Source organism: uncultured Veillonella sp. (assembly GCF_938010505.1).
Classification (GTDB): domain Bacteria; phylum Bacillota; class Negativicutes; order Veillonellales; family Veillonellaceae; genus Veillonella.
Genome location: NZ_CALLVP010000031.1, coordinates 1 through 12,775, shown reverse-complemented (window position 1 = coordinate 12,775; position 12,775 = coordinate 1). Strand labels below are relative to the sequence as shown.

The 12,775-nt window shown below is 35.4% G+C and carries 10 protein-coding genes; 9 read left to right on the top strand and 1 reads right to left on the bottom strand.

Annotated features, from left to right (window positions below; genetic code table 11):
• The coding region (locus tag Q0507_RS01665) for a membrane biogenesis protein AsmA (RefSeq protein ID WP_298711436.1) at positions 1–1,455 on the top strand (1,455 nt) is incomplete at its 5' end.
• 172 nt (positions 1,456–1,627) lie between these two features.
• Here the strand turns inward: Q0507_RS01665 and Q0507_RS01660 are convergent.
• Positions 1,628–2,359 carry a stalk domain-containing protein gene (locus tag Q0507_RS01660; protein ID WP_298711433.1) on the bottom strand — a complete coding sequence of 244 codons (732 nt, stop codon included), beginning with the start codon at positions 2,357–2,359 and terminating at the stop codon, positions 1,628–1,630.
• Between the two features lie 150 nt (positions 2,360–2,509).
• On the opposite strand from Q0507_RS01660, the gene Q0507_RS01655 reads away from it, so the two are divergent.
• The 8 genes from Q0507_RS01655 to Q0507_RS01620 all read left to right on the top strand — a co-directional run.
• Positions 2,510–6,658, top strand: a complete 4,149-nt coding sequence (locus Q0507_RS01655) for a hemagglutinin repeat-containing protein (RefSeq protein WP_298711430.1) — start codon at positions 2,510–2,512, stop codon at positions 6,656–6,658.
• Positions 6,659–6,824: 166 nt separating this feature from the next.
• On the top strand, positions 6,825–7,286 hold the full coding sequence (locus Q0507_RS01650) for a hypothetical protein (protein WP_298711427.1): 462 nt from the start codon (positions 6,825–6,827) through the stop codon (positions 7,284–7,286).
• A gap of 212 nt (positions 7,287–7,498) precedes the next feature.
• Positions 7,499–8,899: a hypothetical protein gene (locus Q0507_RS01645; RefSeq protein WP_298711424.1), complete on the top strand. Its 1,401-nt coding sequence runs from the start codon at positions 7,499–7,501 to the stop codon at positions 8,897–8,899.
• Entirely contained in the window at positions 8,899–9,240 is a 342-nt protein-coding gene (locus Q0507_RS01640; RefSeq protein ID WP_298711421.1) for a hypothetical protein, read from the top strand. Before Q0507_RS01645 ends, Q0507_RS01640 begins: the two co-directional genes overlap by 1 nt.
• Positions 9,241–9,496: 256 nt before the next feature.
• Positions 9,497–10,282: a hypothetical protein gene (locus Q0507_RS01635; protein ID WP_298711418.1), complete on the top strand. Its 786-nt coding sequence runs from the start codon at positions 9,497–9,499 to the stop codon at positions 10,280–10,282.
• A 644-nt stretch (positions 10,283–10,926) separates the two neighbouring features.
• Positions 10,927–11,424 carry a preQ(1) synthase gene (gene queF, locus Q0507_RS01630; protein ID WP_060919289.1) on the top strand — a complete coding sequence of 166 codons (498 nt, stop codon included), beginning with the start codon at positions 10,927–10,929 and terminating at the stop codon, positions 11,422–11,424.
• Between the two features lies 1 nt (position 11,425).
• Positions 11,426–12,286, top strand: coding sequence for a hypothetical protein (locus tag Q0507_RS01625; protein ID WP_298711414.1), 861 nt, complete (start codon positions 11,426–11,428; stop codon positions 12,284–12,286).
• A gap of 214 nt (positions 12,287–12,500) precedes the next feature.
• Positions 12,501–12,775, top strand: a 275-nt coding sequence (locus tag Q0507_RS01620) for a pyridoxal-phosphate dependent enzyme (RefSeq protein ID WP_298711411.1), incomplete at its 3' end; no start/stop codon positions are given.

Here is a 12,775-nt window from a genome sequence, read left to right as displayed (position 1 = left end):
ATGATGCGCGGTACGGTTACTGCTGAAAGTTTATCTGCTACACCGTGGGGAACTTTGACTTTTACCGGGCTAGTTTGGAAGGACCCAGAAGGGCATGAGTTGCTCAATGCACCAAGCGGGAAAGTCCGCGTTAATATGTGGGATGTGGTGACACGTAACTTTAAGTCCTCCGCTATCAAGGGCATTGAATTAGATGATGCGGTTATAGTCATTGATTTAGACGATAATAATCGGTTGGATTTCGCGCCCATATCTCCAGATGTAAATAAACCAATTAACGAGATAGAACCCCGTTCGAAAGCACCTAGAAAGACCACACAAGAACGGCAAGAGGAACTAGGTAGAAAAGTACGTAATTTCAATTGGGAGGGACAACATTTAGATTTTAAGATTAGACTTAGAAATAGTCAGTTAGAGGTCTTTAACAGAAATCGCCATTATGTGATAAAGGATGTAAACGCTAGAATTGATCTTGATAGTAAGAGGGCCATTCGCATCGATATGGAGACGGGCAAATTTGGGGGCACCGCCATAGGAGATGGTTTCGTTTTGAAAGGTCGCATAGACTTAAAAGATGTTTTAAAGCATCGCATGCCTCAACTGGATTTACAGTTTGATGTAAAAGGGGTGGATCCGTCATCTCTTGGGTTTGGCGAGAATATTCATGATGCCATGACCTTGCTTACAAAGGTAACAGGTGATTTTAATCGTCCTTTTGCTAAAGGTCGGGTAACGATGCCTATTTTGCGAATTCCTGCGCTCACCTTTGATAATGTGGTGGGAGATGTGACGTATCAAGATGGTATTCTGAATTTTGAAAACGTTAGCGCTAATGTATACAGCGGTAAATTGGAGGCTAAAGGTGTATATAATTTGGACACTCGCGCCTATACAATTACTGGCGTAGCAAAGGATCTAGATAGTAGTGTGGCCCTTAAAGCACCAGAATTTCTCGTGCCTGTATCGGCAAATTTGAACTTTAAAAGTGAAGGCCAACCTCGAGACATGGAGGTATGGGGGAACTTCTGGTCTGGTGAAGGGCACTATATGCTGATTCCGATTCAAAGCATTACGGGAAACTTTCACAATAAAGGGCGACATTTATCCTTTAGCGATGTGAAAGTAAATACGAAAATCACTACTATCACTACGGATGCTTTGCGTATCGATGATGGACAGCTCACGATGGGGCCGCTTAATATTACGTCCCATGGGGGCAGCAATTTTATTCTATATGATGAGTCATTTGATGAAATTGATGCGCATATGGCTCGAATTAAAGATGGTATTAAACAAGCTAAAGAGAATAGTAAAAGTGCTTCTGAATCAGCAAAGGGCATCGATACGTCTGGGTTCACATCGCCGGACATGATAGAATCGATAAAAGACCTGAAGCGGAGTATAGACTCGGCGAAAGATAGCTTAGATAATATGTCTAAAGGCATCAAGCAATAAAAGACATTTAGTAATAAAATACATTGAGAAGTAAAAAGCAACAAGAAATAATAACGTATCAAAAATAATAAAGTATTAAAAATAATAAAAAGATGGCAATTCATCAGCGTGATGAGTTGCCATCTTTAAGTTATAAGGTATTAAACTGAATTTAGCTATACGCAAGATTTTATTATCTGTTTAATCCGTTAGAGCGTACGTATTCGGTATTCTCTGTGTCTTTGGTATCTGTTTTTGTATTAGTTCGTTTTACCGTAATAAGAGGTTTCTTTTCTTTGGTTTCCTCTTCTTCGTATGGAATTACTTTATCTCCTTGATCCGGTAAGAATGTTTCGATACCGTTTCGTTTGCCTTTTTGCGTGTTAGCGTCAGCAGCCAATTGACTTTGTTCTGGAACGATATAAATTTCGTCTTTATTGATAGTTACATCATTTAACAAAAGTTTGAATGCGTTCGGACTTACATACAGAATTCCGTCTACCATACGTGCTGCAGGTAGCAAAGATTCGGATGTATCGAGGTTGATAATTTGCAATTTACCCTTGCGCACGACTTGTTTAGAGTCCGGTTGTACCGCTAATGTAGCAATGTTCATGTCGATCAATGCTGTTTTAGTAGGTGCATCCCAAGATACTTTGTAACCTAATACTTCTGATACTTGACGTAATGCTACGAGTGGCTGACCGTCAACATAGATAACATTTGGCTTTTTATCGATTGGCTCCAATAATAGGCCATCTACATTGATGTAATGCTGTGTCGTTACTGATGCAGGTCTTTTTAAACTCTGCGTCGGTGCAGGTGTATCCATACCGACTGCTGCCTGTGCAGGCTGTACCACTCCGCTTGTGAAAGCAAGCGCCCCTAAGGCTATACCGGATAAAATAAGTTGTTTTAATTTCATGGTAACCTCCATTGTGTGTAAAATGTCACGATAAATCATAATGGATACTGTAACATGGATATATGAATATTATATTATGAATTTTAATTTTATAAAACTAATAAAGGAGGAGGGTTAAATAGTGGTCACATTAATGCAGATAAAGTTGGTTTGCAATCGGATACAACTATTTACCAACAAGGGCAAATTGTTGGCCGTGATGCTGTAGAATTACAAGCAAAAGAGAATATCACTTTTAACAATTCTATTGAGCATTTAACAAACCAAGATGTTTTACATAAAACAGCAGGTATTGCTGTAACCGGTGATAGCGGTGTTATGATTGTATCTGCTAGTAATGATGTAAACCTAGGTGGTGCAACTATCAAAGCATTGGGTAAAGAAGGTGCTATCACTATTACAGCTGGACATGATATTAATAGTACTACAGATACTCTTACTGCTAAAAAAGATATGACTCAAGATGGCGATAATTATTTACGAACCTATCGTCAAACTGAGCTGGGAACGACAATAGAAGCTGGTGGAGATATATCTATTGGTGCTAAACATGATGTTAAGGCTCGTAATTTGACCGTTAGCAGTGACTCTGGTGCTGTAAAAGTCATTGGTGAACATGATGTATCTATTGAAAATGGATACAGTGAATCTAAGAATGCATTTGCGTTAAAATACAAAGAAAAAGGTCTTCTTAATAAAAAAGAAACTAAGATCAAAACGAATGATGAATCTAAAAATGCATTAATGAGCACACTTAGTGGTCATACTGTAGTGGTAGGTGCTAATAATGATGTGACACTTACATCCTCTAATGTGGTGAGTACTGCAGGAACATCTGTATTAGCAGGTCATAATGTAATAACTGATGCAGCAGCAGAGCATACGCTAAGTACCGCCTCTAAAGATGTAAAAAAATCTGGTACTATGGGTGCTGGCATGGGTATCATGATTGGTAAAAAACAATCTAAAGATAACTATTATATTGATGAAACTACTCATAAATCCACTACGTTAGGATCTACTGATGGTGAGGTTACTGTACAAGCTGGTGATACAGTTCACTTGACTACGACAAATGCAGTAGGTAAAAAGGGCGTTGTCATTGTAGGTCAAGATATTATACTAGATGGTAAGGATGACGTATATAAACAAGAGGAGCGTCATGAGCGAAAGTCCTCGGGTTTAACGGTAAGTTTAGGTGGCAGTGTTGTTGAAAAATTAGATAGTGCTGTAAAAAAACAACATAGTGCATCTAATAGAAAAAATAATCATTTAAAATCCTTAGAAGGTAAACAATCGAGAGATAGGTTATTTTCAGCTCTTGGCGAAGCAAAACAAATTGTTGATAGAAGCTATAATGGCCAAATGAGAACTATTGACTCACAATTGGAGCGTATCAATACTGATATAGCTAGCACGCCAGCAACAGATACGACTAAGTTAGCAGAGCTTAAATCTAAGCAAGAATTGCTAATGAAAAAACGAAGTGCTTTAGAAGAAAATAAAAGTGTTGTTGATAAAGCTACTGATAAAGCCATTGATAGAGCTATTAATGTACAAATAGGTATTGGATCTAGTAAAAGTGTAGCTGAGTCGAAGTTAGAACGTCATACGTATTCTAGTGGGACTATTGACTCTGATGGAACTGTATTGATTCATGCTAATAGTGCAGATTCAATTAAAGGTAATATTACTGCAATTGGCGAGCAAATCAAAGGGAAGAATGTACAATTAGCTGCTTCCAATACTATCAATCTAGAGGCCGGTTCAAATACGCAACGTATTGAAACAAATAGTAAGTCTAGTGGCTGGAATGTTTCTGCTAATATTGGTATGAGAACTGGAGGGCTCGTAGGTTGGTCGGCATCCGCTTATAAAGGGTCAGAAAATGGCATAGAAGATACTACTACTCATACAGGGACACATGTTGTAGGTACTAATAACGTATCTATTGAAAGTGGCAGTAATACGAACCTTATTGGGTCTACTGTTTCTGGACAAGGTGTAACGGCGAAAGTAGGTAATAATCTGAATGTAGAAAGTTTACAAGACAGTCGAACCTATCATGAAACATCTAAGAACAAGGGAATTTCTATCTCTGGTGCAAACTTTATATCTCAACCTACGATTAATGGTGTTAATGTAAAAGGCAATATTGATAGTATTTATACAAGTGTTACAGATCAATCGGGTATACATGCAGGTAATGATGGTGTGAATATTACTGTTGGCAATACGACAACATTAAAAGGTGCTATTATAACTAGTAAAGCTACACCTGAAAAAAATAAGCTGTCTACCAAATCTCTAGTTATGGAAGACCTTCATAATGAAGCGTCTTATAAGGCTAAAAAATCTGGTATAGCCATGAATATGTCTGGATTGACAGCAAAAGGTATTCTCGGTAAAATCAACCCATTAGGGCTATCTCCGGTAGTTTCTATTCCAGTATCAGATGAAACCCAATCTACCACTAAATCTGCTATTAGCGATGCTATATTGGTAGAAGTAGAGGGTAAAACTCTTACTACTATTAACGGAGATACTGAACATGCACTCAATAGTATTAAACCAATATTTGATAAGGCTGATGTAAAAGAACGTATGGAATACGTTAATGCTGTATCTGATGAAGGCTTTAAGTTAATTGGCGATATTGCAATGAAGCAAGCTCAGAAGTATGAGGAAAAAGCAGTTAACACTTCTGATGAAACTCTAAAAAAACGATATCAAAAAGAAGCTGATAAATGGAAAGATGGCGGTATTTATAAAGTTGCCTTACATAGCGGTTTTGGTGCAGTAGTTTCTAATATGGCTGGTGGTTCTAGCCTAGAAGGATTTACAGTAGCTAGTGCTAACGAGGTGATGATAGGAGCTATTGCTAAAGAATTAGCTAAACACCCTAATAGTACAGTAGATGCTAACGGTAAATATGTTGATAACTCTGATGTATATAAAATTGCTAGTGCAATATTAGGTAATACAGTTTCACACTCTTCATTGGGTTCTGGTATTTCATTATCTGCTACACAAAATAATTATTTGACACATAAGCAAATTATTATGTATTTAAAAGAACTTAAGGAGGCATCAACGGAGATTGAAAAATTAAAAGTTCGTGAGAAGTGGGAAAAAATTGATAATGAACAAGAAGCTGAATTAGAAGTGTTAAGAAATAAAATATTTGTAAGTGAATCAGATAAATTAGACTTTAATAAATATTTAATGTTTGTAAAAGCAGCTTCTGCTTTAATTGGTGAAGAAATTCTAATTGGTAAAGGCTTAGAAGGGGTATCCATAGAGAATAAAAATTATTATGCAATTTTGGATCAAGATAATAAGCATATTGTGTCTTCAGATCCTATAAATTTTAATTTTAGAAAGATTAGTGATAGACGTGAGGTTGAACATAATGAATGGCTACTAAATGAGCTATCAGATAAAATACAAAGAAAGAATTATAGTACGTATGATGAATATCTAAATGCTATCAAAACGTATTATCTTGATTTGTATCAAACATTTGATTTATCTAATAATCTTGATGATTCAATAGGATATACTTTGTTAGATAAGTCTACAGGAGTTAAGTATTATACTAGTTTTAGTCAGGCTAAATCTAGACGAGAACTTTTTTTGCAGCCTAAATATAGTAATAGTAATTTAAAGCTAGCTGATCTTACAAAGCTTAATATAGCTATTTCTAAGGTTGAGAAAGGTGTAATTCAAGAATTAGCCGATCAAATTCAAGGAGGATCCATTGAGTCTTTATCAGCTAATATGCCTCAGATAATAGGCTATGAAACTATGGGGTTAGCATCTGATATTACAAAGCAGGCTAGTAAAGGTACCAAAAATATACTATATCAATATAATAGCTTAGGAAGTAAAAAAGTAGAGAACTCTGATATGGTGAAAGAGGCCATAATAAATGCTATAAAAAACAGTCCAATAACAAATCCTAAGACTGTTATAGCCACAATTCCTATTGAGTTTAATGAAACTAGAGCCTTTAATGATTTAAAGATTGGGAATTTGAGAAGCGGCTTGGCTACATTAGATTTAGCTTTAGGTGTTCATGGTGCTAGTATATCTTTTAAAGCGTTTAGATCTCATGATGATACATATTTTATCAATGGAATAGTTACAGATCGATATGATTTTAAGAAGGAACAAGATATATATAGTTCTATAGGAAACATGATTAATGGTATTGGTGTTCATATGCAGGAAATGAGGACTCTGACTAACTCTCGTGTTCAAATTGATTTTAGATTTGATAAGTTAAGAATAGTATGATTTTATGATAATTTACTTCTTATATCCTGAGCATAGTGTGAGTTTTAGGTTTGATAGTAGGAATCGTATATGTTCTGTTGGGCTTGTATTTAGTTAAATAGTTCAGATTAAAAACTTTAAGGGATATCTATGTAGAGGGTCGAGGTAATATGCAGTGAAAATAATAATGAAATTAAAACGCTATATCATTTTTATATTATTATGTATCGGGATATGTTTAATCTTAAATCCAGTAGAACGAGTATATGTTTTTATCTTTTCTGAGCGCTATGCTACGGAGTCCTTTGAAGGATTAAAGATTCAAATTTTAAATAATGGAACCGTAATTTATAAAGATAGTCTTTTTGATGAACCGCTTGTTATATTTGAAAAAGTATTATGCTATCGTGAAGATGATGATAAAATTATTTTTTGTAAATATAACTATTTGTTTAATGGAACATTCAATTATAAATATTTAGTCTATCACAAATTTGATTCATCATTTAGCTCATATTATTCGGAGGGGCCTTATTTACATACTGATTATGGATTTAAGTTGAAGTATTCTGACGATCGTTATTATGATGATGATAACTATGCCATTACAGTTCCCAGTAAATGGGTTTTGCTAACGCCATGGTATTAGTATGAATTACAGTATTTAAATAGGTTCTATAATCAATGTTGGAGGTGACACAATAATGGTGCCACCTCCAACATTATTAAATTCCTTCAGTAGAATCTGAAGCAACAGGTATTCTTGGTAGAATCAATCCATTAGGGTTATCTCCGGTAGTTTCTATTCCAGTATCAGATGAGGCACAATCTACAACAAAATCTGCTATTAGTAATGATATATTGGTAGAAGTAGAGCATAAAACACTTACTGTTATTAACAGAGATACTGAACATGTACTCAATAGTATTAAACCTATATTTGATAAGACTGATGTAAAAGAACGTATGGAGTACGTTAACGCTGTATCTGACGAAGGGTTTAAATTAATTGGGGATATTGCAATGAAGCAAGCTCAGAAGTATGAGGAAAAAGCAGTTAACACTTCTGATGAAACTCTAAAAAAACGATATCAAAAAGAAGCTGATAAATGGAAAGATGGCGGTATTTATAAAGTTGCCTTACATAGCGGTTTTGGTGCAGTAGTTTCTAATATGGCTGGTGGTTCTAGCCTAGAAGGATTTACAGTAGCTAGTGCTAACGAGGTGATGATAGGAGCTATTGCTAAAGAATTAGCTAAACACCCTAATAGTACAGTAGATGCTAACGGTAAATATGTTGATAACTCTGATGTATATAAAATTGCTAGTGCAATATTAGGTAATATAGTTTCATACTCTTCATTGGGTTCTGGTATTTCATTATCTGCTACACAGAATAATTATTTGACACATGAGCAAATAAAATTGTATAAACAGGAATATTCAAAAGCAAAAAGTAATGAAGAGCACGAAGCGATAGACGCAAAGTGGCAAAAAATTTATTTTCAACAAGCTGATGAAATTCTTGATGAGATGTATGCATTACACAATAAAATAATTAAGGATGAAGTCGGTGTTAATAATCCTAGTAAGGTATCAGAGTATTATAATGCTGTAAGAGCTTTGTTTGCACGGCATGGGTATTATTTTAAAATGGTTGATTTACCAACCTTAGATCTTAATGAAAATGGGTATAGAGATTATAAATCATCATTTAAAACTTTTGGAAGCCCACGTAAAGGAGAAAGTTCCATATTTGATGCTTTAAGTCGTAGACGATTTTATGATAAAAATCTTAATCATTTGGATAGAGAGAAATTAGGTGTTGTTAAGCGTAATGAAAATACAATCCCCAAGTCTATTATTAAACCAGAATTTGTTTGGACTAAAGATGATTTAGGCAAGTCTGTTGCTCAAAATATGCTATCTGAAGTAGGAAATCAACCATGGGTTGGATATGTTCATTATGCTGAAAAGGCATCAAAATTTGCACGTACTGTTTCTCGAACTGGAGGTCCTGTTTTAATTGGTTATTTAGCTAAGGACTTATATATGGACTATCAGGTATACAGTGGGCGTGAACTAGCAAAGGCCTGGGGAGCTGATTTAATTCCTGTTGGTGCTGGATTTGCGGGAGGCTTTGGTGGGGGTGCTATTGCTGGTCCTGTGGGTGCTTTCACTGGTGGTGTTGCTGCAGCGTCAGTTGGAGATTATTATAAGGATAGAATCAAATCTAATTTAAAAAAGGATACAGATAAGTAATGCTTCAGAACTTAATTATAATAATAGGCATAATATTTTTTATATATAAATTAATTACTCATGAAGGGGAGTTCACTTTAGCTAGAATTGTCGCAATGTTAGGTATGGCTATATGGCTTGGATTGGGTTTACTTCATGAAGTAGTTTCGATATTTGTATTATTCTTTTTGTCTTCAGTTGTTATGGGGATTTCTTTGATTGGAATATATTATATACCTAGTAGTGAACATTATGATGTGAATAAAACTAAAAAACATCAAAAACTTTTTAAAGGTGCTTTATATTCTTGGTTATTTTTAGTAGCCTTATATATATATCTATATGTTTTAACTTATTATTAGATACCTAAATCGTACATATAGTAGTCTTTATTGAGTAACATGTAATGCTAATATAATGTACATAGAGCTAAAAAGGACGCTATAGTCTAATTTTCAGTAGTATATACTGAATGGTTTAGAACTATAGTGTCCTTTTTTTATCGTTCATTTAAGATCTGTGTGGATGCTACAGATACGTCATAGAGATGAAAGAGAGTTTATTTTATGTGATTATTAAATCTATTGGTGAAACCATTTCCGGTAAACCGTCAAATTAGTGGCTTTTAATGATGTATCTTTACAAGCGGCAACAAATACAAGAGAAAAGCTTGAAAAGGGCGTAACTTTAAGTTATATTCAAGAAGCTGAAAATCCTTCTTTTAGAAAAAATGCAGATGGAAGTTATGCTGTTAGAGCTGAAGGTAAATTGTATGTTGATGATATGTTTCTAGGCGTTAAAGGTTTAGGTACAAGAATAACCAATAAACTAGGCATACATTATCATGTTACTCTTACGAATAAAGATATATCATTAGGTACTACAACAATACTAGATGAGATGGCTACTTTGGCTAGAGCCAAATACAGTAATGGATCAAATAATGAAAGATTTATTTTTGTTGATACATCTGATAAAGTGAGTGTAATGCCTATGTCTGAATCTAAGTCTAAGTCTACATTTGTTTGGACTAAGGATGCTTTAGGAATGTCAGTTCTTCAAAATGTATTATCTGAAGTAGGAAATCAACTATGGGTTGGATATGTTCATTATGCTGAAAAGGCATCAAAATTTGCACGTACTGTTTCTCGAACTGGAGGTCCTGTTTTAATTGGTTATTTAGCTAAGGACTTATATATGGACTATCAGGTATACAGTGGGCGTGAACTAGCAAAGGCCTGGGAAGCTGATTTAATTCCTATAGCTACTGGATTAGGTGGCGGACTTGTAGGAAGTGGTGCTGGCCCTGTAGGGGCTTTTGCTGTTGGTGTTGCTGGTGCAACATTTGGCGATCGCATTAAAGATGAAATTAAATTTAATTTGAAAAGGGATGTAGATAAGTAATGTATCAAGATCTGATTATAATACTTGGTATTATATTCCTCATATACAAACTTATTACGCATAAAGGTAAGCTTAGTTTAGCTCGAATTATCTATACTTTTAGCTTAGTACTCGGGTTTGGAATATTTTTCATACGTAATTTAATATCTCCATTTACTATGTTGTTTTGGTGGATATTTTGTATGGGGATTTCTTTAGTTGGAATGTACTTTATGCTTAAAAATAATGAGTTTGAAAGTGATAAAGTAGAAAAATATCAGTTTAATTTTAAAGCTGGCGTATATGTTTGGTTATTTCTAGCAGCTTTATACATATATTTATATATTTTGACCTATTATTAGATACTCTGACCGTACATATAGCAAGATCTATTGATTAACGTATAATGCTAATATAAGGTATATGAATCTAAAAAAGGACGCTATAGTCTAATCTTCAGTGAGCGGTATTACTGAATGGGTTGGAGCCATAGTGTCCTTTTAGTTTTTATGGATTTGATGTTTGAGAGCATGTTATTAGATGCATTAGTTGTTACTAACAGTTTAACTAGACCTGAGGGAGGACTTTTTTAGCACTACGTATGATATAATTTATTTATATTGAATGATTTCGCAGAATTTATATTTAATAGAAAGAGGTTCCTTATGGCATCCGGCAGATCTGAAAAAGAGTTACAAGGGGTAACGATGTTAGGTCACAAGACCGATTACCCTACTGATTATGCACCACAGGTGTTAGAGGCGTTTGATAATAAGCACCCAGAGAATGATTACTTTGTTAAGTTTAATTGTCCTGAGTTCACAAGCTTGTGTCCTATGACAGGTCAACCAGACTTTGCGACAATCTACATTTCTTATGTTCCAGACAAGAAAATGGTAGAGTCCAAGTCTTTAAAATTATATCTATTTAGTTTTCGCAATCACGGGGACTTTCACGAGGACTGCATCAACATCATCATGAAAGACCTTGTGAAGTTGATGGATCCTAAGTACATCGAGGTATGGGGCAAGTTTACGCCGCGCGGTGGTTTGTCCATCGATCCATACGCAAATTACGGCAAGCCTGGTACAGAGTGGGAAAAGACGGCAAAAGAGCGCCTTCATTTCCACGACATGCAGCCTGAGCGCGTAGCATACCGTTAATATGGCATACGAATATTTAACAATGGTCGCATCCTTTACTATTTGTTTTATGATGGGTGTGACCTTGTCTTTACAACCTGCATCAATAATCGTAGGGACTCACACTCATTTAAGAGAACAAAGTAAATGGACTCGCTGGAATGGATATATCATGTTTGTGTTGCTCCTATTTGTTATGGACCTGTTCCTAACAAATGCTGTATATCTAGCCTTTTACGATATATACGGCAACCTTATGAACATAGGTCATCTTGATGTTGATTTTATGGATATTTTCTTTAGTGAAAGTTTACAAGTCATTGTAGCTATCATGTTTTTGCTTGTGTTATTCCAAGTTTTGGGAATTGTCGATGTAGCCCATGGTGAAAGAAATCTATCCTTTCATTATAGCCAAGTAGAGGCGGGCAAGGATCAGCCATCTTGGATGGAGCGATACATGGAAGGTGAGAAAGGCTCGCTGGGAGCAAGTATAATAGGACTCCTATACATGCTCTGGATGACCAAGAGGAGCATGTGGACATATATTGTCTGCGTTGTGTGGTTCAAGGTTTTAGCCATGCTAGTGAATGTACTAGTTTCACCCGTTATCAATCGCATTATGCATGAAAATAATGAGTTGTCTACGCATCTACTGCTAGATCCTTATATAATTTCCTATGTAGTAGCAGGCTTCTTATGGGGCCATGTAGCGTTGCATCATGATTTTAGTAAACTATCTGGTTTGGCTAAGAGCGTTGCCATATCCTTAGTTCCTCGTCTAAGTGTATTGGTGGGAGCCGTTCTCTTTATTGCTTTGGCTCTAGCCATCATATTGGTGCCTATCACTTGGGATATCGTGGTGGACATTCTTACAAGTAAATAGATGAACCTAGTTATTTCCTGCATTTTTGGGGTTTTAAAAGCTATTCTCATTCTCTTGACAATGGATTAATACAGATGATAGAGTATGGTTGTATTAATTAGAATACATAAACGGTTATATCCCGTGTATAGTGAATAACAAGGTGAAATATAATATCGTCCTTGGGATTTTCCTAAGGGCGATTTTTATCATCTATCGCTAGATGGAGGATTAGATGAGCATAGTAACAAACCAAACAACTGAACTTATCGGTAAAACACCGGTATATCAATTACCAAATACTAATATCTATGTAAAACTTGAGAAATATAATGTAGGTGGATCTGTAAAAGACCGTGCCGTACTCGGCATGTTGCAGGCTGCAAAGGCGCAAGGTCGCATTCACGAAAATAGTATTATCGTAGAAGCGACGAGTGGAAATACGGGGATTGCTCTTGCTATGGTAGGCGCTATTCTACATATTAAAACAGTGATTATCATGCCTGAAAG

What these genes read in the sequence shown, in the direction of transcription:
- Q0507_RS01650 (WP_298711427.1), top strand. Translation starts at nt 6,825, where the DNA reads ATGAAATTAAAACGCTATATCATTTTTATATTATTATGTATCGGGATA.
- Q0507_RS01625 (WP_298711414.1), top strand. Translation starts at nt 11,426, where the DNA reads ATGGCATACGAATATTTAACAATGGTCGCATCCTTTACTATTTGTTTT.
- Q0507_RS01660 (WP_298711433.1), bottom strand. Translation starts at nt 2,359, where the DNA reads ATGAAATTAAAACAACTTATTTTATCCGGTATAGCCTTAGGGGCGCTT.
- Q0507_RS01640 (WP_298711421.1), top strand. Translation starts at nt 8,899, where the DNA reads ATGCTTCAGAACTTAATTATAATAATAGGCATAATATTTTTTATATAT.
- queF (WP_060919289.1), top strand. Translation starts at nt 10,927, where the DNA reads ATGGCATCCGGCAGATCTGAAAAAGAGTTACAAGGGGTAACGATGTTA.